This is a genomic window from Citrobacter sp. RHBSTW-01013, assembly GCF_013781985.1.
In the GTDB taxonomy this organism is placed as follows: Bacteria; Pseudomonadota; Gammaproteobacteria; order Enterobacterales; family Enterobacteriaceae; genus Citrobacter; species Citrobacter braakii.
The window spans coordinates 4,865,008-4,889,666 of sequence record NZ_CP056185.1 but is presented as its reverse complement, the minus strand read 5'-3'; the positions used below and the strand labels follow the sequence as shown (position 1 = coordinate 4,889,666).

The 24,659-nt window shown below is 52.2% G+C and carries 21 protein-coding genes, 4 tRNA genes, 1 pseudogene and 1 riboswitch; of the genes and pseudogenes, 15 read left to right on the top strand and 11 right to left on the bottom strand.

The window, feature by feature from the left end; all coding sequences use genetic code 11:
• Positions 1–5: 5 nt before the first annotated feature.
• Positions 6–956, bottom strand: a complete 951-nt coding sequence (gene coaA / locus HV350_RS23405; RefSeq protein WP_003031107.1) for a type I pantothenate kinase — start codon at positions 954–956, stop codon at positions 6–8.
• Positions 957–1,257: 301 nt separating this feature from the next.
• Positions 1,258–1,326 (bottom strand): annotated as a pseudogene (locus HV350_RS26750) (hypothetical protein); the annotation flags it as partial.
• A gap of 19 nt (positions 1,327–1,345) precedes the next feature.
• Here HV350_RS26750 and HV350_RS23400 point away from each other — a divergent pair.
• The 13 genes from HV350_RS23400 (at position 1,346) to rpoC (ending at position 15,480) form a co-directional block, all read left to right on the top strand.
• Positions 1,346–1,421 (top strand) — tRNA-Thr (locus HV350_RS23400).
• An 8-nt stretch (positions 1,422–1,429) separates the two neighbouring features.
• Positions 1,430–1,514, top strand: a tRNA-Tyr gene (locus tag HV350_RS23395).
• Between the two features lie 114 nt (positions 1,515–1,628).
• Positions 1,629–1,703 (top strand) — tRNA-Gly (locus tag HV350_RS23390).
• Positions 1,704–1,708: 5 nt separating this feature from the next.
• A tRNA-Thr gene (locus tag HV350_RS23385) sits at positions 1,709–1,784 on the top strand.
• Between the two features lie 118 nt (positions 1,785–1,902).
• The gene (tuf, locus tag HV350_RS23380; RefSeq protein ID WP_003031109.1) at positions 1,903–3,087 is read left to right on the top strand and encodes an elongation factor Tu; all 1,185 of its coding nucleotides are present in this window, start codon (positions 1,903–1,905) and stop codon (positions 3,085–3,087) included.
• A 230-nt stretch (positions 3,088–3,317) separates the two neighbouring features.
• Positions 3,318–3,701 carry a preprotein translocase subunit SecE gene (gene secE, locus HV350_RS23375; protein ID WP_003033128.1) on the top strand — a complete coding sequence of 128 codons (384 nt, stop codon included), beginning with the start codon at positions 3,318–3,320 and terminating at the stop codon, positions 3,699–3,701.
• Between the two features lies 1 nt (position 3,702).
• Positions 3,703–4,248, top strand: coding sequence for a transcription termination/antitermination protein NusG (nusG, locus tag HV350_RS23370; RefSeq protein WP_003033125.1), 546 nt, complete (start codon positions 3,703–3,705; stop codon positions 4,246–4,248).
• Positions 4,249–4,403: 155 nt separating this feature from the next.
• Positions 4,404–4,832 (top strand): 50S ribosomal protein L11, encoded by a 429-nt coding sequence (rplK, locus tag HV350_RS23365; protein ID WP_003033122.1) that lies wholly within the window; start codon positions 4,404–4,406, stop codon positions 4,830–4,832.
• Between the two features lie 3 nt (positions 4,833–4,835).
• A complete protein-coding gene (gene rplA / locus HV350_RS23360; RefSeq protein WP_016155300.1) occupies positions 4,836–5,543 on the top strand; it encodes a 50S ribosomal protein L1 in 708 nt (235 codons plus the stop codon).
• Positions 5,544–5,901: 358 nt separating this feature from the next.
• A complete protein-coding gene (gene rplJ / locus HV350_RS23355) occupies positions 5,902–6,399 on the top strand; it encodes a 50S ribosomal protein L10 (RefSeq protein WP_005132895.1) in 498 nt (165 codons plus the stop codon).
• Positions 6,400–6,465: 66 nt separating this feature from the next.
• Positions 6,466–6,831 (top strand): 50S ribosomal protein L7/L12, encoded by a 366-nt coding sequence (gene rplL, locus HV350_RS23350; RefSeq protein ID WP_000028882.1) that lies wholly within the window; start codon positions 6,466–6,468, stop codon positions 6,829–6,831.
• Between the two features lie 320 nt (positions 6,832–7,151).
• Positions 7,152–11,180, top strand: coding sequence for a DNA-directed RNA polymerase subunit beta (rpoB, locus tag HV350_RS23345; protein ID WP_003033111.1), 4,029 nt, complete (start codon positions 7,152–7,154; stop codon positions 11,178–11,180).
• Between the two features lie 76 nt (positions 11,181–11,256).
• On the top strand, positions 11,257–15,480 hold the full coding sequence (gene rpoC / locus HV350_RS23340) for a DNA-directed RNA polymerase subunit beta' (RefSeq protein WP_016155301.1): 4,224 nt from the start codon (positions 11,257–11,259) through the stop codon (positions 15,478–15,480).
• Between the two features lie 147 nt (positions 15,481–15,627).
• On the opposite strand, the gene HV350_RS23335 is transcribed toward rpoC, so the two are convergent.
• Positions 15,628–15,945, bottom strand: a complete 318-nt coding sequence (locus tag HV350_RS23335; protein WP_016155302.1) for a PTS lactose/cellobiose transporter subunit IIA — start codon at positions 15,943–15,945, stop codon at positions 15,628–15,630.
• Positions 15,946–15,949: 4 nt separating this feature from the next.
• Positions 15,950–16,255, bottom strand: coding sequence for a PTS sugar transporter subunit IIB (locus HV350_RS23330; protein ID WP_075849244.1), 306 nt, complete (start codon positions 16,253–16,255; stop codon positions 15,950–15,952).
• A 1,089-nt stretch (positions 16,256–17,344) separates the two neighbouring features.
• Between HV350_RS23330 and HV350_RS23325 the strand changes: the two genes are divergently transcribed.
• The gene (locus HV350_RS23325; RefSeq protein ID WP_016155304.1) at positions 17,345–17,557 is read left to right on the top strand and encodes an RNA chaperone/antiterminator CspA; all 213 of its coding nucleotides are present in this window, start codon (positions 17,345–17,347) and stop codon (positions 17,555–17,557) included.
• A 119-nt stretch (positions 17,558–17,676) separates the two neighbouring features.
• On the opposite strand, the gene thiH is transcribed toward HV350_RS23325, so the two are convergent.
• The 7 genes from thiH to HV350_RS23290 all read right to left on the bottom strand — a co-directional run bounded on the left by thiH (position 17,677) and on the right by HV350_RS23290 (position 23,788).
• Positions 17,677–18,810, bottom strand: a complete 1,134-nt coding sequence (thiH, locus tag HV350_RS23320) for a 2-iminoacetate synthase ThiH (RefSeq protein ID WP_016157943.1) — start codon at positions 18,808–18,810, stop codon at positions 17,677–17,679.
• Positions 18,807–19,577, bottom strand: a complete 771-nt coding sequence (thiG, locus tag HV350_RS23315; protein WP_016157944.1) for a thiazole synthase — start codon at positions 19,575–19,577, stop codon at positions 18,807–18,809. Before thiG ends, thiH begins: the two co-directional genes overlap by 4 nt.
• Before the next feature lies 1 nt (position 19,578).
• Positions 19,579–19,779 (bottom strand): sulfur carrier protein ThiS, encoded by a 201-nt coding sequence (thiS, locus tag HV350_RS23310; RefSeq protein ID WP_016155307.1) that lies wholly within the window; start codon positions 19,777–19,779, stop codon positions 19,579–19,581.
• Entirely contained in the window at positions 19,760–20,518 is a 759-nt protein-coding gene (locus HV350_RS23305; protein WP_016155308.1) for a HesA/MoeB/ThiF family protein, read from the bottom strand. The genes thiS and HV350_RS23305 overlap by 20 nt, the downstream gene beginning before the upstream one ends.
• A complete protein-coding gene (thiE, locus tag HV350_RS23300) occupies positions 20,511–21,146 on the bottom strand; it encodes a thiamine phosphate synthase (RefSeq protein ID WP_046276270.1) in 636 nt (211 codons plus the stop codon). Before thiE ends, HV350_RS23305 begins: the two co-directional genes overlap by 8 nt.
• Entirely contained in the window at positions 21,146–23,044 is a 1,899-nt protein-coding gene (gene thiC / locus HV350_RS23295; protein ID WP_016155310.1) for a phosphomethylpyrimidine synthase ThiC, read from the bottom strand. The genes thiE and thiC overlap by 1 nt, the downstream gene beginning before the upstream one ends.
• Before the next feature lie 83 nt (positions 23,045–23,127).
• A riboswitch (TPP riboswitch) is annotated at positions 23,128–23,250 on the bottom strand.
• Between the two features lie 49 nt (positions 23,251–23,299).
• Entirely contained in the window at positions 23,300–23,788 is a 489-nt protein-coding gene (locus HV350_RS23290; RefSeq protein ID WP_016155311.1) for an Rsd/AlgQ family anti-sigma factor, read from the bottom strand.
• A 96-nt stretch (positions 23,789–23,884) separates the two neighbouring features.
• Here HV350_RS23290 and nudC point away from each other — a divergent pair, with 96 nt between their 5' ends.
• Positions 23,885–24,658 (top strand): NAD(+) diphosphatase, encoded by a 774-nt coding sequence (gene nudC, locus HV350_RS23285; RefSeq protein ID WP_181629408.1) that lies wholly within the window; start codon positions 23,885–23,887, stop codon positions 24,656–24,658.
• Position 24,659: the final 1 nt, after the last annotated feature.

Below are 24,659 nucleotides of genomic sequence, written 5' to 3'. Positions count from 1 at the left end.
ATTTTTTATTTTCGTAATCTGACTTGCTCAACGGCATGATTGGCGCTTTTCGTCATGATTAAGCTGGCTCGCTCACGCGTTGGTAAAATATTCTGTTTTAAATTCAACCAGTTGATTTCTTTCCATAGCGATGTAGCCGTGTTGATTGCCTCGTCTTCCGACAATTTCGCATAGTTATGGAAATAAGAGTCTGGGTTGGTAAATGCCCCTTCGCGGAATTTCAGGAAGCGGTTGATATACCACGTCTGGAGTAATTCTTCTGGCGCATCAACATAAATAGAAAAGTCGACAAAGTCAGAAACAAATACATGATGTGGATCGTGAGGATAGTCCATCCCGCTTTGTAATACATTGAGCCCTTCGAGGATTAATATGTCGGGCTGGGCAACGGTTTTGTCGCCATCAGGGATCACATCATAGATCAGATGAGAATAGACCGGTGCTGTAACGTTGGGGACGCCAGACTTTAAATCGGAAACGAATTTAACCAGACGGTGCATATCATAGGACTGAGGAAAGCCTTTCTTCTTCATGAGCCCACGATCTTTCAACACCTGGTTAGGATGAAGAAAACCGTCAGTAGTGATCAGCTCAACCTTACGATGCTCGGGCCAGCGACTCAGTAACGCTTGCAACACACGTGCAGTCGTACTTTTGCCGACGGCGACGCTGCCAGCAATGCTAATAATATAAGGAATACGCTCGCCGTTGGTGCCTAAAAATTGCTCCAGCACAGCCTGACGCCGCAGGTTCGAACTGATGTAAAAATTTAGCAAACGCGATAATGGTAAATAAATCTCAGCAACTTCTTCCAGCGATAAGTCTTCGTTAATGCCTTTCAGACGAGCAATCTCTTCCTCGGTCAGAGTCATCGGCACGGAATCACGAAGCGCAGCCCACTGGTTGCGATCAAACTGTAGGTAAGGCGACGTTAACGCTTGCTCTTTTATACTCATACGCATGGTCTGGCTGTCATTGCTATATCAGGTCTGCGGTAAAAAACGAAATCATCCCCGGTACGCAATGGCACGCACATTTCAGTTAATTTGGACAATGGGCAGGAGGGTAACACCAGATGGGAGGGAATAATAAGAAAAAATCGTCCCCTGAAACGCAATGTGACGGCTATTCCAGATGTATAAAGATGCACTTTCTCTCTATTGATAACGGCATGCTGGAGCAAAATGCCTTCTGGGAGCGCGGCTGACGTTGGAAATTTGTTCAATTCGAAGAAGAAATAGATTATTTATCGGTCGTATAGCGCAAAATGTGAGCGATAGAACATTTTATGCAATTTTTTAGTTGCATGAGTGCGCATGTCTCCATAAAATGCGCGCTACTTGATGCCGACTTAGCTCAGTAGGTAGAGCAACTGACTTGTAATCAGTAGGTCACCAGTTCGATTCCGGTAGTCGGCACCATCAAGTCCGGTGGGGTTCCCGAGCGGCCAAAGGGAGCAGACTGTAAATCTGCCGTCACAGACTTCGAAGGTTCGAATCCTTCCCCCACCACCACTTTCTGGCAGCGTTATCGCCGCCTGAGTTGGTTAAAAAATTAATCAGCTCGAATAAAAAAGAGAGAAATCTCTTTTTTATTACAGAAAGAACTGGGTAGCCGAGTTTCAGGATGCGGGCATCGTATAATGGCTATTACCTCAGCCTTCCAAGCTGATGATGCGGGTTCGATTCCCGCTGCCCGCTCCAGACGTGCTGATATGGCTCAGTTGGTAGAGCGCACCCTTGGTAAGGGTGAGGTCCCCAGTTCGACTCTGGGTATCAGCACCACTTCACTTCTCCTTCCCGTTTCTCTCTGTTTACTTTTAAAAGCATTCAACAGCTCAGGCATATGGCCTGGTTGATGTGGTGATATCACCGATTTATCCGTGTCTTAGAGGGACAATCGATGTCTAAAGAAAAATTTGAACGTACAAAACCGCACGTTAACGTCGGTACTATCGGCCACGTTGACCATGGTAAAACAACGCTGACCGCTGCAATCACTACCGTACTGGCTAAAACCTACGGCGGTGCTGCTCGTGCATTCGACCAGATCGATAACGCGCCGGAAGAAAAAGCTCGTGGTATCACCATCAACACTTCTCACGTTGAATATGACACCCCGACTCGCCACTACGCACACGTAGACTGCCCGGGCCACGCCGACTATGTTAAAAACATGATCACCGGTGCTGCGCAGATGGACGGCGCGATCCTGGTTGTTGCTGCGACTGACGGCCCGATGCCGCAGACTCGTGAGCACATCCTGCTGGGTCGTCAGGTAGGCGTTCCGTACATCATCGTGTTCCTGAACAAATGCGACATGGTTGATGACGAAGAGCTGCTGGAACTGGTAGAAATGGAAGTTCGTGAACTTCTGTCTCAGTACGATTTCCCGGGCGACGACACTCCGATCGTTCGTGGTTCTGCTCTGAAAGCGCTGGAAGGCGAAGCAGAGTGGGAAGCGAAAATCATCGAACTGGCTGGCTTCCTGGATTCTTACATCCCGGAACCAGAGCGTGCGATTGACAAGCCGTTCCTGCTGCCTATCGAAGACGTATTCTCCATCTCCGGTCGTGGTACCGTTGTTACCGGTCGTGTAGAGCGCGGTATCATCAAAGTTGGTGAAGAAGTTGAAATCGTTGGTATCAAAGAGACTGCTAAGTCTACCTGTACTGGCGTTGAAATGTTCCGCAAACTGCTGGACGAAGGCCGTGCTGGTGAGAACGTTGGTGTTCTGCTGCGTGGTATCAAACGTGAAGAAATCGAACGTGGTCAGGTACTGGCTAAGCCGGGCTCTATCAAGCCGCACACCAAGTTCGAATCTGAAGTGTACATTCTGTCCAAAGACGAAGGCGGCCGTCATACTCCGTTCTTCAAAGGCTACCGTCCGCAGTTCTACTTCCGTACTACTGACGTGACTGGTACCATCGAACTGCCGGAAGGCGTTGAGATGGTAATGCCGGGCGACAACATCAAAATGGTTGTTACCCTGATCCACCCAATCGCGATGGACGACGGTCTGCGTTTCGCAATCCGTGAAGGCGGCCGTACTGTTGGTGCGGGCGTTGTTGCCAAAGTAATGAGCTAATTGCCGAATAACATTTGACGCAATGCGCAATAAAAGGGCATCATTTGATGCCCTTTTTGCACGCTTTCACACCAGAACCTGGCTCATCAGTGATTTTATTTGTCATAATCATTGCTGAGACAGGCTCTGAAGAGGGCGTTTAGTCCGAAACGCACCAGAGCATTTCGGTTTGGATCGCCTCGCTTACGCGGGGTGAAAATGTTTGTAGAATACTTCTGACAGGTTGGTTTATGAGTGCGAATACCGAAGCTCAAGGAAGCGGGCGCGGCCTGGAAGCGATGAAGTGGGTTGTTGTCGCTGTATTGCTGCTTGTAGCTATCGTTGGCAACTACCTCTATCGTGACATGATGCTGCCGCTGCGTGCGCTGGCCGTAGTGATTCTGATTGCCGCAGCGGGTGGTGTCGCGCTGTTGACAACAAAAGGTAAAGCGACCGTTGCTTTTGCCCGTGAAGCGAGAACCGAAGTCCGTAAGGTCATTTGGCCAACTCGCCAGGAAACATTGCACACCACATTAATTGTGGCTGCGGTTACCGCAGTAATGTCACTGATCCTGTGGGGACTGGATGGTATTCTGGTTCGCCTGGTATCCTTTATCACTGGCCTGAGGTTCTAAGATGTCTGAAGCCCCTAAAAAGCGCTGGTACGTCGTTCAGGCGTTTTCCGGTTTTGAAGGCCGCGTAGCTACATCGCTGCGCGAATATATCAAGTTACAAAATATGGAAGAGCTGTTTGGCGAAGTCATGGTGCCGACCGAAGAAGTGGTCGAAATCCGTGGTGGTCAGCGTCGCAAGAGCGAACGTAAATTCTTCCCGGGCTATGTATTGGTCCAGATGGTGATGAATGACGCAAGCTGGCACTTGGTGCGCAGCGTACCGCGTGTGATGGGCTTTATCGGCGGTACATCTGACCGTCCGGCTCCGATCAGCGACAAAGAAGTTGATGCGATCATGAACCGTCTGCAGCAGGTTGGCGACAAGCCGCGTCCGAAAACGATGTTTGAGCCAGGTGAAATGGTTCGCGTTAGCGACGGTCCGTTCGCTGACTTTAACGGCGTGGTTGAAGAAGTGGACTACGAGAAGTCTCGTCTGAAAGTTTCCGTATCTATCTTCGGTCGTGCGACTCCTGTTGAACTGGACTTCGCTCAGGTTGAAAAAGCCTAACACCCCGATCAAAAAAGCGACGATTTAATCGTTGCACAAGGCGCGAGATTGGAATACAATTTCGCGCCTTTTGTTTTTATGGATCCTATCCGTAAAACGAATTTAATCACGGGGAGCCTCCTTGAGGCGTTATAACCCAACTAGAGGAATTTAGAATGGCTAAGAAAGTCCAAGCCTATGTCAAGCTGCAGGTTGCAGCTGGTATGGCTAACCCGAGTCCGCCGGTAGGTCCTGCACTGGGTCAACAAGGCGTGAACATCATGGAATTCTGCAAAGCGTTCAACGCTAAAACTGATTCCATGGAAAAAGGTCTGCCAATCCCGGTTGTTATCACCGTTTACGCTGACCGTTCTTTCACTTTCGTTACCAAAACGCCTCCGGCAGCAGTTCTGCTGAAGAAAGCGGCTGGTATCAAGTCTGGTTCCGGCAAGCCGAACAAAGACAAAGTGGGTAAAATTTCCCGCGCTCAGCTGCAGGAAATCGCGCAGACCAAAGCTGCCGACATGACTGGTTCCGACATTGAAGCGATGACTCGCTCCATTGAAGGTACTGCACGTTCCATGGGCCTGGTAGTGGAGGACTAAGAAATGGCTAAACTGACCAAGCGCATGTCCGTGATCCGTGACAAAGTTGATGCTACTAAGCAGTATGACATCAACGAAGCTATCGCTCTGCTGAAAGAGCTGGCCACTGCTAAATTCGTAGAAAGCGTGGACGTTGCTGTTAACCTCGGCATCGATGCTCGTAAATCTGACCAGAACGTACGTGGTGCAACTGTACTGCCGCACGGTACTGGCCGTTCCGTTCGCGTAGCCGTATTTACCCAGGGTGCAAACGCTGAAGCTGCTAAAGCTGCAGGCGCTGAGCTGGTAGGTATGGAAGATCTGGCTGAACAGATCAAGAAAGGCGAAATGAACTTTGACGTTGTTATTGCTTCCCCGGATGCAATGCGCGTTGTTGGCCAGCTGGGTCAGGTTCTGGGTCCGCGCGGCCTGATGCCAAACCCGAAAGTTGGTACTGTAACTCCTAACGTTGCTGAAGCTGTTAAGAATGCTAAAGCTGGTCAGGTTCGTTACCGTAACGACAAAAACGGCATCATTCACACCACCATCGGTAAAGTGGATTTTGACGCTGACAAACTGAAAGAAAACCTGGAAGCTCTGCTGGTTGCGCTGAAAAAAGCAAAGCCGACTCAGGCAAAAGGCGTGTACATCAAGAAAGTTAGCATCTCCACCACCATGGGTGCTGGCGTTGCCGTTGATCAGTCCGGTCTGACTGCGACTGTGGCGAACTAATCTTCGCCTTTACGTGGGCGGTGATTTTGTCTACAATCTTACCCCCACGTATTCTGCTAATTGCAGACGTATATCCGAGATATTCAGGCTGTGGCAAGGCAGTCAACGCCGCTACAGATTGAATAACGACAGATAGAAAAGATTTGTTCGTTGGAGCCTGGCCTAATCCAGGCCTCCGTCGAAGACCGCAGGTGTTTCGTAAGAAACTTAATGCCCTGCGTAGACGGTGACAGAACGCTAAGATTATTTCTGATACTCTGGCTTGTTTCTGCTCACCGTATTTAGACGCTCTCTCCGTTGGGGGGAGTGAAGTGAGTTCCGGAACATGAGTTCCGGCAAACATCCAGGAGCAAAGCTAATGGCTTTAAATCTTCAAGACAAACAAGCGATTGTTGCTGAAGTCAGCGAAGTAGCCAAAGGCGCGCTGTCTGCAGTAGTTGCGGATTCCCGTGGCGTAACTGTAGATAAAATGACTGAACTGCGTAAAGCAGGTCGTGAAGCTGGCGTATACATGCGTGTTGTTCGTAACACCCTGCTGCGCCGCGTCGTTGAAGGTACTCAGTTCGAGTGCCTGAAAGACACGTTTGTTGGTCCGACCCTGATTGCATACTCTATGGAACACCCGGGCGCTGCTGCTCGTCTGTTCAAAGAGTTCGCGAAAGCGAATGCAAAATTTGAGGTCAAAGCCGCAGCCTTTGAAGGTGAGTTGATTACGGCATCGAATATCGATCGCCTGGCAACTCTGCCGACCTACGAAGAAGCAATTGCACGCCTGATGGCAACCATGAAAGAAGCTTCGGCTGGCAAACTGGTTCGTACTCTGGCTGCTGTACGCGATGCGAAAGAAGCTGCTTAATCGCAGTTATCTTTGTAAAGCATCTGCTTACGTATAAACTTATTCTGATTTTCAGGAACAATTTAAATGTCTATCACTAAAGATCAAATCATTGAAGCAGTATCCGCTATGTCCGTAATGGACGTTGTAGAACTGATTTCTGCAATGGAAGAAAAATTCGGTGTTTCTGCTGCTGCTGCTGTAGCTGTAGCTGCTGGCCCGGCTGAAGCTGCTGAAGAAAAAACTGAATTCGACGTAATTCTGAAAGCTGCTGGCGCTAACAAAGTTGCTGTTATCAAAGCAGTACGTGGCGCAACTGGCCTGGGTCTGAAAGAAGCTAAAGACCTGGTAGAATCTGCACCGGCTGCGCTGAAAGAAGGCGTGAGCAAAGACGACGCAGAAGCACTGAAAAAATCTCTGGAAGAAGCTGGCGCTGAAGTTGAAGTTAAATAAGCCAACTTTTCTGGTTGCAGCCTAAGAAATTAGGCTGATGGCTGGTGACTTTTTAGTCACCAGCCTTTTTGCGCTGTAAGGCGCCAGTAGCATTTCACACTGTTTGACTACTGCTGTGCCTTTCAATGCTTGTTTCTATCGACGTCTTAATATACTGCGACAGAACGTCAGTTCTGTGTAAATCGCAATGAAATGGTTTAAGCGTGATAGCAACAGGCATTGCGGAAAGTATTCGATTTTCCGGTCAACAAAATAGTGTTGCACAAACTGTCCCTTCGTCGGACAGATGGGTCGACTTGTCAGCGAGCTGAGGAACCCTAATGGTTTACTCCTATACCGAGAAAAAACGTATTCGTAAGGATTTTGGTAAACGTCCGCAAGTGTTGGACATACCTTATCTCCTTTCTATCCAGCTTGACTCGTTTCAGAAGTTCATCGAGCAAGATCCTGAAGGGCAGTATGGTCTGGAAGCAGCTTTCCGTTCCGTTTTCCCGATTCAGAGCTACAGCGGTAATTCCGAGCTGCAATACGTCAGCTACCGCCTTGGCGAACCGGTGTTTGACGTTCAGGAATGTCAGATCCGTGGCGTGACCTATTCCGCACCGCTGCGCGTAAAACTGCGCCTGGTGATCTACGAGCGCGAAGCGCCGGAAGGCACCGTAAAAGACATTAAAGAACAAGAAGTCTACATGGGCGAAATTCCGCTCATGACAGACAACGGTACCTTTGTTATCAACGGTACTGAGCGTGTTATCGTTTCTCAGCTGCACCGTAGTCCTGGCGTCTTTTTTGACTCCGACAAAGGTAAAACCCACTCTTCGGGTAAAGTGCTGTATAACGCGCGTATTATCCCTTACCGTGGTTCCTGGCTGGACTTCGAATTCGATCCGAAGGACAACCTGTTCGTACGTATTGACCGTCGCCGTAAACTGCCTGCGACCATTATTCTGCGTGCACTGAACTACACCACTGAGCAGATCCTTGACCTGTTCTTTGAGAAAGTTGTTTTCGAAATTCGTGACAACAAGCTGCAGATGGAACTGGTGCCGGAACGCCTGCGTGGTGAAACCGCCTCCTTTGACATCGAAGCTAACGGCAAAGTCTACGTCGAAAAAGGCCGTCGCATCACTGCGCGCCACATTCGCCAACTGGAAAAAGACGATATCAAACATATCGAAGTTCCGGTTGAATACATTGCTGGTAAAGTTGCGGCTAAAGACTACGTTGACGAATCTACTGGCGAGCTGATCTGCGCAGCTAACATGGAGCTGAGTCTGGATCTGCTGGCTAAGCTGAGCCAGTCTGGCCACAAGCGTATCGAAACGCTGTTCACCAACGATCTGGACCACGGTCCGTACATTTCTGAAACTGTACGTGTCGACCCAACCAACGATCGTCTGAGCGCGCTGGTAGAAATCTACCGCATGATGCGCCCTGGTGAGCCGCCGACGCGTGAAGCTGCTGAAAGCCTGTTCGAGAACCTGTTCTTCTCCGAAGACCGCTATGACCTGTCTGCGGTTGGTCGTATGAAGTTCAACCGTTCTCTGCTGCGCGACGAAATCGAAGGTTCCGGTATCCTGAGCAAAGATGACATCATCGAAGTGATGAAGAAGCTCATCGATATCCGTAACGGTAAAGGCGAAGTCGATGATATCGACCACCTCGGTAACCGTCGTATCCGTTCCGTAGGCGAAATGGCGGAAAACCAGTTCCGCGTTGGCCTGGTACGTGTTGAGCGTGCGGTGAAAGAGCGTCTGTCTCTGGGCGATCTGGATACCCTGATGCCTCAGGATATGATCAACGCTAAGCCGATTTCTGCAGCAGTGAAAGAGTTCTTTGGTTCCAGCCAGCTGTCTCAGTTTATGGACCAGAACAACCCGCTGTCTGAGATTACGCACAAACGTCGTATCTCTGCACTCGGCCCAGGCGGTTTGACCCGTGAACGCGCAGGCTTCGAAGTTCGAGACGTACACCCGACTCACTACGGTCGCGTATGTCCAATCGAAACGCCTGAAGGTCCGAACATCGGTCTGATCAACTCCTTGTCTGTGTACGCACAGACTAACGAATACGGCTTCCTCGAGACTCCGTACCGTAAAGTGACCGACGGTGTTGTAACTGACGAAATTCATTACCTGTCAGCTATCGAAGAAGGCAACTATGTTATCGCTCAGGCGAACTCCAACCTGGATGACGAAGGCCACTTTGTAGAAGATCTGGTTACCTGCCGTAGCAAAGGCGAATCCAGCTTGTTCAGCCGTGACCAGGTTGACTACATGGACGTATCCACCCAGCAGGTGGTATCCGTCGGTGCGTCCCTGATCCCGTTCCTGGAACACGATGACGCCAACCGTGCATTGATGGGTGCGAACATGCAACGTCAGGCGGTTCCGACTCTGCGTGCTGATAAGCCGCTGGTTGGTACCGGTATGGAACGTGCTGTTGCCGTCGACTCCGGTGTTACCGCAGTTGCTAAACGTGGCGGTACCGTCCAGTACGTGGATGCTTCCCGTATCGTTATCAAAGTTAACGAAGACGAGATGTACCCGGGCGAAGCAGGTATCGACATTTATAACCTGACCAAATACACCCGTTCTAACCAGAACACCTGTATCAACCAGATGCCTTGCGTATCTCTGGGCGAGCCGGTTGAACGTGGTGATGTGCTGGCAGACGGTCCGTCCACCGATCTCGGTGAACTGGCGCTCGGTCAGAACATGCGCGTGGCATTCATGCCATGGAATGGTTACAACTTCGAAGACTCCATCCTCGTATCTGAGCGTGTTGTCCAGGAAGACCGTTTCACCACCATCCACATTCAGGAACTGGCATGTGTGTCCCGTGACACCAAGCTGGGGCCGGAAGAGATCACCGCTGACATCCCGAACGTGGGTGAAGCTGCGCTCTCCAAACTGGATGAATCCGGTATCGTTTATATCGGCGCGGAAGTAACCGGTGGCGATATTCTGGTTGGTAAGGTAACGCCGAAAGGTGAAACCCAGCTGACGCCAGAAGAGAAGCTGCTGCGTGCGATCTTCGGTGAGAAAGCGTCTGACGTTAAAGATTCTTCTCTGCGCGTGCCAAACGGTGTTTCCGGTACGATTATCGACGTTCAGGTCTTTACTCGCGATGGCGTAGAAAAAGACAAACGTGCGCTGGAAATCGAAGAGATGCAGCTGAAGCAGGCGAAAAAAGACCTGTCTGAAGAACTGCAAATCCTCGAAGCTGGCCTGTTCAGCCGTATCTACGCTGTGCTGGTTTCCGGTGGTGTTGAAGCTGAGAAGCTCGACAAACTGCCGCGCGATCGCTGGTTAGAACTCGGCCTGACCGACGAAGAGAAACAAAATCAGCTGGAACAACTGGCTGAGCAGTACGACGAACTGAAACACGAGTTCGAGAAAAAACTCGAAGCGAAACGCCGTAAAATCACTCAGGGCGACGATCTGGCACCGGGCGTGCTGAAGATTGTTAAGGTTTATCTGGCGGTTAAACGTCGGATCCAGCCTGGTGATAAGATGGCAGGTCGTCACGGTAACAAGGGTGTAATCTCTAAGATCAACCCGATCGAAGATATGCCACACGATGCTAACGGTACGCCGGTAGATATCGTGTTGAACCCGCTGGGCGTACCATCGCGTATGAACATCGGTCAGATCCTTGAAACCCACCTGGGTATGGCTGCGAAAGGTATTGGCGATAAGATCAACGCCATGCTGAAACAGCAGCAGGAAGTCGCGAAACTGCGCGAATTCATCCAGCGTGCTTACGATCTGGGTTCAGATGTTCGTCAGAAAGTTGACCTGAATACCTTCAGCGATGAAGAAGTTCTGCGTCTGGCTGAAAACCTGAAAAAAGGTATGCCGATCGCAACGCCGGTGTTCGACGGTGCGAAAGAGTCTGAAATCAAGGAACTGTTACAGCTGGGTGGCCTGCCGACTTCCGGTCAGATCACACTGTTCGACGGTCGTACCGGTGAGCAGTTCGAGCGCCAGGTTACCGTTGGCTACATGTACATGCTGAAACTGAACCACCTGGTTGATGACAAGATGCATGCGCGTTCTACCGGTTCTTACAGCCTGGTTACTCAGCAGCCGCTGGGTGGTAAGGCTCAGTTCGGTGGTCAGCGCTTCGGGGAGATGGAAGTGTGGGCGCTTGAAGCATACGGCGCGGCATACACCCTGCAGGAAATGCTCACCGTTAAGTCTGATGACGTGAACGGTCGTACTAAGATGTATAAAAACATCGTGGACGGCAACCATCAGATGGAACCAGGCATGCCGGAATCCTTCAACGTACTGTTGAAAGAGATTCGTTCGCTGGGTATCAACATCGAGCTGGAAGACGAGTAACTCTCGATCAAACAGGTCACTGGTGCTGGCGTAACAGCCAGCGCCAGATTGTGCTAACTCCGACGGGAGCAAATCCGTGAAAGATTTATTAAAGTTTCTGAAAGCGCAGACTAAAACCGAAGAGTTTGATGCGATCAAAATTGCTCTGGCCTCGCCAGACATGATCCGTTCATGGTCTTTCGGTGAAGTTAAGAAGCCGGAAACCATCAACTACCGTACGTTCAAACCTGAACGTGACGGCCTTTTCTGCGCCCGTATCTTTGGGCCGGTAAAAGACTATGAGTGCCTGTGCGGTAAGTACAAGCGCCTGAAACACCGCGGTGTGATCTGTGAGAAGTGCGGCGTTGAAGTGACCCAGACTAAAGTACGCCGTGAGCGTATGGGCCACATCGAGCTGGCGTCTCCGACCGCTCACATCTGGTTCCTGAAATCTCTGCCGTCCCGTATCGGTCTGCTGCTCGATATGCCGCTGCGCGATATCGAACGCGTACTGTACTTCGAATCTTATGTGGTTATCGAAGGCGGTATGACTAACCTGGAACGTCAACAGATCCTGACTGAAGAGCAGTATCTGGACGCGCTGGAAGAGTTCGGTGACGAATTCGACGCGAAGATGGGTGCGGAAGCAATCCAGGCCCTGCTGAAGAGCATGGATCTGGAGCAAGAGTGCGAAACTCTGCGCGAAGAGCTGAACGAAACCAACTCCGAAACCAAGCGTAAGAAGCTGACCAAACGTATCAAACTGCTGGAAGCATTCGTACAGTCTGGCAACAAGCCAGAGTGGATGATCCTGACCGTTCTGCCGGTTCTGCCGCCAGATCTGCGTCCGCTGGTTCCGCTGGATGGTGGTCGTTTCGCAACATCAGATCTGAACGATCTGTACCGTCGCGTGATCAACCGTAACAACCGTTTGAAACGTCTGCTGGATCTGGCTGCGCCGGACATCATCGTACGTAACGAAAAACGTATGCTGCAGGAAGCGGTTGACGCCCTGCTGGATAACGGTCGTCGTGGTCGTGCGATCACCGGTTCTAACAAACGTCCTCTGAAATCTTTGGCCGATATGATCAAAGGTAAACAGGGTCGTTTCCGTCAGAACCTGCTCGGTAAGCGTGTTGACTACTCCGGTCGTTCTGTAATCACCGTAGGTCCATACCTGCGTCTGCATCAGTGCGGTCTGCCGAAGAAAATGGCACTGGAACTGTTCAAACCGTTTATTTACGGCAAGCTGGAACTGCGTGGCCTGGCCACTACCATCAAAGCCGCTAAGAAAATGGTTGAGCGTGAAGAAGCTGTCGTTTGGGATATCCTGGACGAAGTTATCCGCGAACACCCGGTACTGCTGAACCGTGCACCAACCCTGCACCGTCTGGGTATCCAGGCATTTGAACCGGTACTGATCGAAGGTAAAGCTATCCAGCTGCACCCGCTGGTTTGTGCGGCATATAACGCCGACTTCGATGGTGACCAGATGGCTGTTCACGTACCGCTGACGCTGGAAGCCCAGCTGGAAGCGCGTGCGCTGATGATGTCTACCAACAACATCCTGTCTCCGGCGAACGGCGAACCTATCATCGTTCCGTCTCAGGACGTTGTATTGGGTCTGTACTACATGACCCGTGACTGTGTTAACGCCAAAGGCGAAGGCATGGTGCTGACTGGCCCGAAAGAAGCTGAGCGTATCTATCGCGCAGGTCTGGCCTCTCTGCATGCGCGCGTTAAAGTGCGTATCACTGAATACGAAAAAGATGAAAACGGCGAATTCGTTGCGCACACCAGCCTGAAAGACACGACCGTTGGTCGCGCCATTCTGTGGATGATCGTACCGAAAGGTCTGCCTTTCTCCATCGTCAACCAGGCGCTGGGCAAGAAAGCAATCTCCAAAATGCTGAACACCTGTTACCGCATTCTGGGCCTGAAGCCGACCGTTATCTTCGCTGACCAGACAATGTACACCGGCTTTGCTTATGCAGCGCGTTCAGGTGCATCTGTTGGTATTGATGACATGGTCATCCCAGAGAAGAAACACGAGATCATCTCTGAAGCGGAAGCTGAAGTTGCTGAGATCCAGGAGCAGTTCCAGTCTGGTCTGGTAACCGCGGGCGAACGTTATAACAAAGTTATCGATATCTGGGCTGCGGCGAACGATCGTGTATCCAAAGCGATGATGGATAACCTGCAAACCGAAACCGTGATTAACCGTGACGGCGTAGAAGAGCAGCAGGTTTCCTTCAACAGCATCTACATGATGGCCGACTCCGGTGCGCGTGGTTCTGCAGCACAGATTCGTCAGCTGGCTGGTATGCGTGGTCTGATGGCTAAGCCAGATGGCTCCATCATCGAAACGCCAATCACCGCGAACTTCCGTGAAGGTCTGAACGTACTCCAGTACTTCATCTCTACTCACGGTGCTCGTAAAGGTCTGGCGGATACCGCACTGAAAACAGCGAACTCCGGTTATCTGACTCGTCGTCTGGTTGACGTTGCGCAGGACTTGGTTGTTACTGAAGACGATTGCGGCACGCTGGAAGGCATCACCATGACCCCGGTTATCGAGGGTGGTGACGTTAAAGAACCGCTGCGCGATCGCGTTCTGGGTCGTGTGACTGCTGAAGACGTTCTGAAGCCGGGTACGGCGGATATTCTGGTTCCACGCAACACGCTGCTGCACGAACAGTGGTGTGACCTGCTGGAAGAGAACTCCGTTGACTCCGTCAAAGTCCGTTCCGTTGTATCCTGTGACACCGACTTTGGTGTATGTGCGCACTGCTATGGTCGTGACCTGGCGCGTGGCCACATCATCAATAAAGGTGAAGCAATCGGCGTTATCGCGGCGCAGTCCATCGGTGAACCGGGTACACAGCTGACGATGCGTACGTTCCACATCGGTGGTGCGGCATCTCGTGCGGCTGCTGAATCCAGCATCCAGGTGAAAAACAAAGGTAGCATCCGTCTGAGCAATGCGAAGTCGGTTGTTAACTCCAGCGGTAAACTGGTTATCACCTCACGTAACACCGAACTGAAACTGATCGACGAATTCGGCCGTACCAAAGAAAGCTATAAAGTGCCTTACGGCTCCGTTATGGCGAAAGGTGATGGCGAACAGGTTGCTGGCGGCGAAACCGTAGCGAACTGGGATCCGCACACCATGCCGGTTATCACCGAAGTGAGTGGTTTCGTCCGCTTCACTGACATGATCGACGGCCAGACCATTACTCGTCAGACCGACGAGCTGACCGGTCTGTCTTCTCTGGTGGTTCTGGATTCTGCAGAACGTACTGCGGGTGGTAAAGACCTGCGTCCGGCACTGAAAATTGTTGATGCTCAGGGCAACGACGTTCTGATCCCAGGCACCGATATGCCTGCTCAGTACTTCCTGCCGGGTAAAGCGATTGTTCAGCTGGAAGATGGCGTACAGATCAGTTCTGGTGACACCCTGGCGCGTGTTCCGCAGGAATCCGGCGGTACCAAGGATATTACCGGTGGTCTGCCGCGCGTTGCGGACCTGTTCGAAGCACGTCGTCCGAAAGAGCCGGCAATCCTGGCTGAAATCAGCGGCATCATTTCCTTCGGTAAAGAAACCAAAGGTAAACGTCGTCTGGTTATCACCCCGGTAGACGGTAGCGAGCCGTACGAAGAGATGATTCCGAAATGGCGTCAGCTCAACGTGTTCGAAGGTGAACGTGTAGAACGTGGTGACGTTGTTTCCGACGGTCCGGAAGCGCCGCACGACATCCTGCGTCTGCGTGGTGTGCATGCTGTAACTCGTTATATCGTTAACGAAGTTCAGGACGTATACCGTCTGCAGGGCGTTAAGATTAACGATAAGCACATCGAAGTTATCGTTCGTCAGATGCTGCGTAAAGCCACCATCGAAAGCGCTGGTAGCTCCGACTTCCTGGAAGGCGAGCAGGTTGAATACTCCCGCGTCAAGATTGCTAACCGCGATCTGGAAGCGAACGGCAAAGTGGGTGCAACATTCTCCCGCGATCTGCTGGGTATCACCAAAGCGTCTCTGGCAACCGAGTCCTTCATCTCTGCAGCATCGTTCCAGGAAACCACGCGTGTCCTGACCGAAGCCGCTGTTGCAGGTAAGCGTGATGAACTGCGCGGTCTGAAAGAGAACGTTATCGTGGGTCGTCTGATCCCGGCGGGTACCGGTTATGCGTACCACCAGGATCGTATGCGCCGCCGCGCAGCGGGCGAACTGCCAGCTGCTCCGCAGGTGACTGCTGAAGATGCGTCTGCCAGCCTGGCAGAACTGCTGAACGCAGGCCTGGGCGGTTCTGACAACGATTAATCGTTGCTGACACTAATAAAAAACCCGCTTCGGCGGGTTTTTTTATGTCGATGGATTTAAGATGTATTATGTTGATCGGATAAGGCATCAGCTGCCATCCGGCATGATGACGCCAGGCTTATGAGGCCTACGGCTTACGCCATCCGATCAGTTTACTGGTGGCAAGCGTCGATACAGTTCAATCATATCGCCTGCCAGATCCTGAATCACCATGGCATTCATCAGGTGGTCCTGGGAATGGACGGTGATGAGATTAACCGGTAGTTTGCCGGTACCTTCGTCAATTCCGATCAGTTGGGTCTGGATTTTATGCGCTTGTTTAACATACTCGCGAGATTCCATCATCGCGTGTTCTGCCCCGGCGAAATCACCTTTACGCGCCAGTTGCAACGCCGTCAGGGCTTGACTGCGCGCAGCTCCGGCGTTTACCAATAATTCCATGATGATCGTTTCTAACTCTTCCATGCCATCACTCCAATAGTTTCAGCGCTTTGTCCAGTACCGCATCGCCTTTCATCATGCCGTAATCCATCATATCGATAACGGCGACTTTTTTTCCTAGCGGGTTGGCGAGCGCCTGCAGCTTGGCCTGTTCATACTTAACCTGTGGGCCGAGCAATACGATATCCGCAGTGGCGATATTCTCTTCAAACTCAGCCACCGGGACCGCTTTGATAGTGACGTCGACTCCTTTTTTCTGGGCGGCATCTTTCATCTTTTGCACCAGCATGCTGGTGGACATTCCGGCGGCACAGCATAAAACGATGTTTTTCATAAGCAGTCTCGATCAACATGTGTGGGTTGATAATTATCGCGAGCCAGCCGCAGCAACAACTGCTTTGCAACGATTGTGTGCAAGGCATCACAAAGAAAGTCACTTTTTCTGAAACCGGTTACAAAAAGAGGCTCAACCCTACGATCTGGCCCTGATTTGGCGATTGTTGACCCATTTATCATATGCAGGAATATATAATCACTGTTAATAAAGACATGTTATAAAAAACAGTATTGACAGCGTTTTTTAAACCCGTATGTTAATACTTAACAGCGGAGAAATTGTAGTTTGCTGTTAACGTAGTAAGTGTTAGTAGAGCTTGATTGGGGGTTGCGATAAAGGCCACGAAGTATTTTTGTATGGGATAGTCGATGCTGAAAACGCTATTTATTCACCTCGACAATGCTTTCAGGCCACGTAGTTGATATATCTAATCGCAAATAGTTAGTAAAACGCGACGATGTAACGCCATGATTTAATAGTAAATGTTTGCGGTTTCTGTTTTCTGGTTATCGCAAGGGAAATAAGGCAACGCATCAAAGAGTATATGTCGCGAGGGGAAGTGTACTTGTTTAGGTCACCAGCCTTGAGTTCTATTATCAAGCGGGTGGAATGTGTTTAACGGTAAATAGAGGACGGTTTTAGTTAGTATCAATATCCAATATTATCTGTAGTAAACGTGTACATTTTAAAGTAGTACCATCAGCAGTATTAAATCGTTAAGTTTATTAATGTTAAATTTGAAGTGTGTAGTAACTTAAAGCCCTGACTGCAATGGTCAGGGCTTTTGTTCATTTTAGATCAAGTTGTTACCTGAAATGCTCAACCGCGATGGTGTAACATTTCGGCGCTAATCGATTATTAAATAAATTAATGCTTGCTTATTGATTAGAAGTAAGTCTACTATAGCGACATCGGTTTGATACACAGACCTTATGAAAGCAGTTTTAGTAAAGCAGTTCTCAGTTCAAGCGTTATCCTCAGATACTCTTCTTCATGAGCCTCCTCCCTAAGTGCCCCATAAGTTAATTTCTGCAAAACAGGCCATCTTCGCTGCTTAAGCGGCTCAAAATATGAAAGGAAGTATCTATGTCTAACAAAATGACTGGTTTAGTAAAATGGTTTAACTCTGAGAAAGGCTTCGGCTTTATCACTCCTCAGGACGGTAGCAAGGACGTGTTTGTGCATTTCTCTGCTATCCAGAGTAACGATTTTAAAACATTAGACGAAGGTCAAAAAGTGGAGTTCTCTGTGGAGAATGGCGCTAAAGGCCCGTCTGCTGTTAACGTTGTCGCGCTGTAATCGCCGATAATTTCACTAATGCTTACGATAGCGATGAAGGCCAGAGCCTGAGCAGTTAAGTGACAGTGAAGAAAAACCCGCGAAAGCGGGTTTTTTCGTTTTATGCGATTGCTCCGGACTTACGGCATCTGCGAAGCGCGTCCCAGATAGCTGTCCCAGTCCTTCCACACGGGCTGTAACCCCTGCGCCATTAGTGCTTCAGCAACGGCTTCTGGGCGACGGGCGTCGTGTGGGGAGAACTGTTCCAGTTCAGGATGGTTATCGGCATAACCGCCGGGCTGTGTTTTTGAGAAGGCGCTGACGTTGTTGATCGCCAGCGGGATCACATGATCACGGAACCATGGTGATTCGCGGGTGGAGAGCGACAGCTCAATTTCTGGCGCCAGTAAACGAAACGCGCAAATGGTTTGGACCAACTGTCGCTCGTCCATGATCGATGCGGGTTCAACGCCACCGGTGCATGGGCGCAGGCGAGGGAAGGAGATGGAGTAGCGGCTCTGCCAGTAATGCTGCTGCATCCACAGCAGATGTTCAGCCACCATATAGCAATCGACCCGCCAGCTGTCGGACAAACCAATCAACGCGCCAAGACCGATTTTGTCGATCCCTGCGCGGCCCAGCCTGTCCGGCGTTTCCAGTCGCCAGAAGAAATCCTGCTTTTTCCCCTTCAGATGGTGGCGAGCGTAAATCGCCTCATGATAGCTCTCCTGATACACCATCACGCCATCCAGTCCCAGCGTCTTCAGCTCCGCATATTCAGCCTCTGACAGCGGCTGAACTTCCATCTGCAATGAGGCAAACTGGCGGCGAATGGTGGGCAAATGGCGACGAAAGTAATCCATTCCGACTTTTGCCTGATGTTCACCGGTGACCAACAACAGATGCTCAAAACCCAGCTCACGGATAGCGGTACACTCTCGTTTTATCTCATCTTCGTCCAGCGTTTTGCGTTTGATACGGTTGCTCATGGAAAAGCCGCAGTAGGTGCAGTCGTTGGCGCAAAGATTCGAGAGATACAGCGGAACATAAAAGCTGACCGTGTTGCCGAAGCGCTGCCGGGTCAGGCGCTGCGCTCGCTGTGCCAACGGCTCCAGAAAGTCGGCGGCGGCAGGGGAGAGCAACGCCATCAGATCGTCGCGACTAAGCTGTGAAGCGTTGAGGGCGTGCTCCACGTCAGCGGCGGTTTTACCGTTGATACGCAGGCGGATGTCATCCCAGTCAAGCTGGCGCCAGCGGTCGCTGAACGTTTTCATACGAAGGCCTCCAGGAATCCGGTTAACGGGCTGGTGGCGCTTGCCTGCGAACTTTTGCTTCCTGGTACCGCCTGGCGCGCCAGAAGGCCCGCTTCAACCGCCAGACGGAAGGCGGTAGCCATCGTGACCGGGCAGTCGGCCACGGCGATTGCCGTGTTGACCAGCACTGCGTCGGCACCCATTTCCAGCGCCTGTGTGGCGTGGCTGGGGACGCCGATACCCGCATCAACCACCACCGGTACGGTTGCCTGTTGGATAATAATCTCCAGCATCGCTTTCGTTTCCAGTCCCTGATTAGAACCGATGGGCGCGCCGAGCGGCATTACCGCCGCGCAGCCGACCTCTTCCAGCCGCTTACACAGCACCGGATCCGCGCCGCAGTAGGGCAGCACCACAAAGCCCTGTTTCACCAATGCTTCCGCGGCTTTTAACGTTTCAATCGGATCCGGCAATAGCCAGCGGGCGTCCGGGTGGATTTCTAATTTTAGCCAGTTTGTGCCCAGCGCTTCACGTGCCAACTGGGCGGCGAAAATAGCCTCTTCCGCGGTTTTCGCCCCAGAGGTGTTAGGCAGTAGCGTCACCCCCGCGTCGATAAGTGGGGCCAGAATGGCATCGTTGTGCTGGCGCAAATCCACGCGCTTCATCGCCAGCGTCACCAGTTGGCTGCCGGAGGCGCGAATCGCCTCGACCATCAGCTGCGACGAAGCAAATTTTCCGGTGCCGGTGAACAGATGTGAATCAAACGTTTTGTCGGCAATACGTAACATATCAACCCCCTGCAATAACCTGAAAAAGCAGGATCTGGTCGCCTTCCTGCACGATTTGCTGCTCCCACTGCTCGCGCGGCAGGATCTGCTGATTGAGCGCCAGCGCCGCTCCCGGTTTAAGTTGATTTAGCGCAGTGAGCAGCCCGCTGACGGTTTGTCCCTCGGCGCACTGCATCGGCTCATCATTGAACTGAATCTGCATGTTGTCCTCCGCAGACCGGGCAGCCGCTGGCACGACGCAGCGCGAGGCTGCGCCACTGGCTGGTTTTACCGTCGAACAGGCGTAGCTCTCCATTGGGAGTTTCAATGCCGCTGAGTAATTTAATCGCCTCCAGCGCCTGCAAGGTGCCCATCACGCCCACAACCGGGCCGACGATGCCGGCGGTGCGGCAGTTGCGTTCCGGCTCTACATCATCCGGCCACAGGCAACGGTAACAGCCTTGTTCCCACGGTGGCGTCAGTACCATTAGCTGGCCGCCAAAGCCCACAGCGCTGGCGGTGATGAGCGGAGTGTTGAGCATCACGCAGGCGGCGTTAATTTCCTGGCGCGTCGCCATGTTGTCGGTACAGTCGAGCACCACGTCGGCACGCGCTACCGCATGCCGGAGCGCCTCACCGGTCAGCCGCTGCTCAAGGACGACCAGCTCGCTGTCTGGATTAAGGCGTGCCAGATGTCGCTTTGCCGCCTGTGCTTTCGGGCGGGCGATATCATCGGTGGTGAACAATATTTGCCGCTGCAGGTTGCTCAGATGAACGTCATCATCGTCCGCCAACGTCAGCGTGCCGACGCCCGCTCCCGCCAGATACAGTGCCGCAGGCGAGCCGAGCCCACCTAAACCGACGATCAGCACATGGCTATCGAGCAGCTTTTGTTGGCCCTCAATGGCAATGTCGCCGAGCAGGATCTGGCGGCTGTAGCGCATAAAATCGCGGTCATTCATCGCCGGCTCCCGCAATGTCCAATAGCTGCGCCGTGGCTGCTTGCCAGTCTGCGGCGTGGGTTATGGCGCTGACCACGGCAATGCTGCCAACGCCGGTCGCCAGCACCGCTGGGGCGCGCTCAAGGCTGATGCCGCCGATAGCGACAGTGGGGTAATCCGCCAGTCGTTTACTATGGCTTGCCAGCTGCGTGAGACCCTGCGGGGCCGACGGCATCTGCTTGGTTTGCGTCGGGAAGACATGACCCAACGCGATATAAGAAGGCTTAGCAGCCAGCGCTACGTCTATCTCCATATCATCGTGAGTGGAAACACCCAGGCGTAGCCCCGCCGCCTGAATCGCCTTCAGGTCGGTGGTTTCGAGGTCTTCCTGGCCCAGATGCACGCCGTACGCGTTGTGCTTAATTGCCAGACTCCAGTAATCGTTGATAAACAGGCGAGCATCATAGCGACGCCCCAACTCAATGGCGGCAATGACGTCGGCTTCGACCTCTTCATTACGTTTATCTTTAATGCGCAGTTGGATCGTGCGCACACCTGCCTGCAGCAAGCATTCAATCCATTCAACGCTGTCTACCACCGGGTAAAGCCCGAGGCGGAACGGCACGGTCGGGAAATCAGGCTGGTACATCACGCCTCCTCTTTTTTGAGGTAGATTTCGCCGCCTTTGGCGCGGAAGTTCTCCGACATATCCGCCATTCCGATTTCAATGGTTTGTGCGGCGGCGTAGTCGCGGACCTCCTGGCTGATTTTCATCGAGCAGAACTTCGGCCCGCACATGGAGCAGAAGTGGGCAACCTTGCCGGACTCCTGTGGCAGGGTTTCATCGTGATAGGCGCGGGCGGTGAATGGGTCGAGTGCGAGGTTAAACTGGTCTTCCCAGCGGAATTCGAAGCGCGCTTTCGACATGGCGTTATCGCGGATCTGCGCACCCGGATGGCCTTTGGCTAAATCAGCGGCGTGGGCGGCAATCTTGTAGGTAATCAGCCCTTGCTTCACGTCTTCTTTGTTCGGCAGGCCAAGGTGCTCTTTTGGCGTGACGTAGCACAGCATCGCACAGCCAAACCAGCCGATCATCGCCGCACCAATGCCGGAGGTGAAGTGGTCATAGCCCGGCGCGATATCTGTCGTCAACGGCCCTAAGGTGTAGAACGGCGCTTCATGGCAGTGCTCCAGCTCTTCGGTCATATTGCGCTGGATCATATGCATCGGCACATGACCCGGGCCTTCAATCATCACCTGCACGTCGTATTCCCAGGCGATTTTGGTCAGTTCGCCCAGCGTATGCAGCTCGGAGAACTGCGCCTCGTCGTTGGCATCCTGAATCGAGCCTGGACGCAGGCCGTCGCCGAGAGAGAGCGAAACGTCATAGGCGGCACAGATTTCGCAAATCTCGCGGAAATGTTCAAACAGGAAGTTCTCTTTGTGATGAGAGAGACACCATTTCGCCATGATCGAACCGCCGCGCGAGACAATACCTGTCAGGCGTTTGGCGGTCATCGGCACGTAGCGCAGCAGTACGCCCGCGTGAATGGTGAAGTAGTCGACGCCCTGTTCGGCTTGTTCGAGCAGCGTGTCGCGGAAGGCTTCCCAGGTGAGATCTTCAGCGATCCCGTTAACCTTCTCCAGCGCCTGGTAGATCGGTACGGTACCGATCGGCACCGGGCTGTTACGCAGGATCCACTCGCGGGTTTCGTGAATATAGCGGCCGGTGGAGAGGTCCATCACCGTATCTGCGCCCCAGCGGGTCGACCACACCAGCTTCTCCACCTCTTCTTCAATGGAGGAGGTTACCGCCGAGTTACCGATGTTGGCGTTCACCTTCACCAGGAAGTTGCGGCCGATGATCATCGGCTCGGATTCCGGGTGGTTGATGTTGGCAGGAATAATCGCGCGGCCCGCAGCGACTTCATCACGCACGAATTCCGGGGTGATGTTTTCCGGCAGGCGAGCGCCAAAGTTCATCCCTGGATGCTGATGGCGCAGCACTTCACTACGAATGCGCTCGCGGCCCATGTTTTCACGGATGGCGATAAATTCCATCTCCGGGGTAACCATCCCCTGACGGGCATAGTGCAACTGGGTAACGCGCTTGCCGGCTTTGGCGCGTTTTGGCGTCAGCAGGCCGCTGAAACGCAGCTCGTCCAGGCCATCGTCGGCCAGACGTTCTTTGGTATAAGCGGAGCTACGGTCGTCTAATTCTTCGCTATCGTTACGCGCCGCAATCCATGGCTGGCGCAGTTTTGCCAGACCCTGCTGAACGTTAATCGCCACATCAGGATCGCCGTACGGCCCGGAGGTGTCGTACACCGGCACGGCTTCGTTCTCTTCAAACTGCGGGTTGTCTTTCGTACCACCAATCAGCGTAGGACTTAGCTGGATTTCGCGCATCGGGATGCGAATATCCGCCTGCGAACCGGTGATGTAGATACGTTTTGAGTTAGGAAAGGCGGTACCTTCCAGCGTGTCGATAAAGTGTTGGGCTTGGGCGCGTTGTTCGCGGCGTGATGGTTTAGTAGTGGCAGACATAGCTCATTCCAAATAAAAGTAAGGATATGGCTTGTCAGACGACGGATGAAGCAAGAGAGACGAACGCCAAAGGGCGATACGGTTGTAGATTGACTCTTGTTCCCTTCGCAGGTTTTAACCTGATCAGGTTCCGCGGATCCCGAATTAACGGTCTCAGCCTTTTCCACTCATGCTGCTGTGGAAAATAAGCACTCCGACAAGAAGTAACCTCAAAAAGAGGTAATGAATGTAAATTACGCGTTAATGTCGCAAATCTCAAGCAGGACGTTTGATCATGCCACTCTCGTGCATCGCATCAAAAACCAGCATGATCAGCTTATCTTCCAGCACGAACCGGGCTTCCAGCGCCTCGCCGATATCCGATAAGGCCTGTTGAAATTCAAGGAAGTTATCGTGATCAATGGCGGTCTCCAGACTGGAATCATAGTAGTCCATGATCAGTTGCGTATTGGCTTCCAGGAGCGGCCAAATTTTTGTGGCTTTTAAAAGCTGCCCGTTCCCTTCCAATTTATGGAGAATACGTTCATAAATACTGAAGTGTCCGGTGGAAAGGTAATCGACCAGGCTCTGGCAAAAATCATCCAGCGCCTTTTCATTGAGCCGCATGTACGATTCTTTGCCTGGCTTAATGCCAACCAGATTGTAGTAAGCCACGAGCAGGTGCTTACGTACATGTAGCCAGCGATCAACCAGTTTGTTACTTCCTCCGACGTGCTCCGTCAGGCTTTCCAGCTGGTTTAGCATGATTGACTCCGCAAGATGGTGTTTAGGAACGGCTCACCCGTAAATGTAAAAATAATGTAAACAACATGCCTGTGAAGCAAAGGTTGCGCAAGAGATATGGATCGTATAATTGAAAAATTAGATAGCGGCTGGTGGATTGTCAGTCATGAGCAAAAGTTATGGTTGCCTCATGGCGAACTACCTTACGGCGACGCAGCAAGTTTTGATCTGACCGGGCAGCGCGCACTTCCTATAGGCGAATGGGAAGGGGAGACGGTCTGGCTGGTGCAGCAGCAGCGTCGGCACGATATGGGGTCTGTGCGCCAGGTCATTGACCAGGATGTTGGCCTGTTTCAACTGGCCGGACGCGGTGTACAACTGGCCGAGTTCTACCGCTCACATAAATTCTGCGGTTACTGCGGTCATCCCATGCACCCGAGTAAAACGGAATGGGCGATGCTGTGTAGCCACTGTCGAGAACGCTACTACCCGCAAATTGCCCCCTGCATTATCGTCGCTATTCGCCGTGACGACGCTATCCTGCTTGCCCAACATGTTCGCCATCGTAACGGCGTGCATACCGTGCTGGCGGGTTTTGTCGAAGTGGGCGAGACCCTCGAGCAGGCGGTGGCGCGCGAAGTCATGGAAGAGAGCGGCATTAAGGTAAAAAACCTGCGCTACGTCACTTCTCAGCCGTGGCCGTTCCCACAGTCTTTGATGACCGCATTTATGGCGGAGTATGATAGCGGCGAAATTGTTATTGACCCGAAGGAACTGCTGGAAGCGAACTGGTATCGCTACGACGATTTACCGCTCCTGCCCCCGCCGGGCACCGTCGCGCGTCGATTGATTGAAGATACTGCCGCCCTCTGCCGGGCAGAGTATGAGTGAC

Bases quoted from the DNA above. Each gene is read 5' to 3' on its own strand.
- coaA (WP_003031107.1), bottom strand. From the start codon at position 956: ATGAGTATAAAAGAGCAAGCGTTAACGTCGCCTTACCTACAGTTTGAT.
- tuf (WP_003031109.1), top strand. From the start codon at position 1,903: ATGTCTAAAGAAAAATTTGAACGTACAAAACCGCACGTTAACGTCGGT.
- secE (WP_003033128.1), top strand. From the start codon at position 3,318: ATGAGTGCGAATACCGAAGCTCAAGGAAGCGGGCGCGGCCTGGAAGCG.
- nusG (WP_003033125.1), top strand. From the start codon at position 3,703: ATGTCTGAAGCCCCTAAAAAGCGCTGGTACGTCGTTCAGGCGTTTTCC.
- rplK (WP_003033122.1), top strand. From the start codon at position 4,404: ATGGCTAAGAAAGTCCAAGCCTATGTCAAGCTGCAGGTTGCAGCTGGT.
- rplA (WP_016155300.1), top strand. From the start codon at position 4,836: ATGGCTAAACTGACCAAGCGCATGTCCGTGATCCGTGACAAAGTTGAT.
- rplJ (WP_005132895.1), top strand. From the start codon at position 5,902: ATGGCTTTAAATCTTCAAGACAAACAAGCGATTGTTGCTGAAGTCAGC.
- rplL (WP_000028882.1), top strand. From the start codon at position 6,466: ATGTCTATCACTAAAGATCAAATCATTGAAGCAGTATCCGCTATGTCC.
- rpoB (WP_003033111.1), top strand. From the start codon at position 7,152: ATGGTTTACTCCTATACCGAGAAAAAACGTATTCGTAAGGATTTTGGT.
- HV350_RS23335 (WP_016155302.1), bottom strand. From the start codon at position 15,945: ATGGAAGAGTTAGAAACGATCATCATGGAATTATTGGTAAACGCCGGA.
- HV350_RS23330 (WP_075849244.1), bottom strand. From the start codon at position 16,255: ATGAAAAACATCGTTTTATGCTGTGCCGCCGGAATGTCCACCAGCATG.
- HV350_RS23325 (WP_016155304.1), top strand. From the start codon at position 17,345: ATGTCTAACAAAATGACTGGTTTAGTAAAATGGTTTAACTCTGAGAAA.
- thiH (WP_016157943.1), bottom strand. From the start codon at position 18,810: ATGAAAACGTTCAGCGACCGCTGGCGCCAGCTTGACTGGGATGACATC.
- thiG (WP_016157944.1), bottom strand. From the start codon at position 19,577: ATGTTACGTATTGCCGACAAAACGTTTGATTCACATCTGTTCACCGGC.
- thiS (WP_016155307.1), bottom strand. From the start codon at position 19,779: ATGCAGATTCAGTTCAATGATGAGCCGATGCAGTGCGCCGAGGGACAA.
- HV350_RS23305 (WP_016155308.1), bottom strand. From the start codon at position 20,518: ATGAATGACCGCGATTTTATGCGCTACAGCCGCCAGATCCTGCTCGGC.
- thiE (WP_046276270.1), bottom strand. From the start codon at position 21,146: ATGTACCAGCCTGATTTCCCGACCGTGCCGTTCCGCCTCGGGCTTTAC.
- thiC (WP_016155310.1), bottom strand. From the start codon at position 23,044: ATGTCTGCCACTACTAAACCATCACGCCGCGAACAACGCGCCCAAGCC.
- HV350_RS23290 (WP_016155311.1), bottom strand. From the start codon at position 23,788: ATGCTAAACCAGCTGGAAAGCCTGACGGAGCACGTCGGAGGAAGTAAC.
- nudC (WP_181629408.1), top strand. From the start codon at position 23,885: ATGGATCGTATAATTGAAAAATTAGATAGCGGCTGGTGGATTGTCAGT.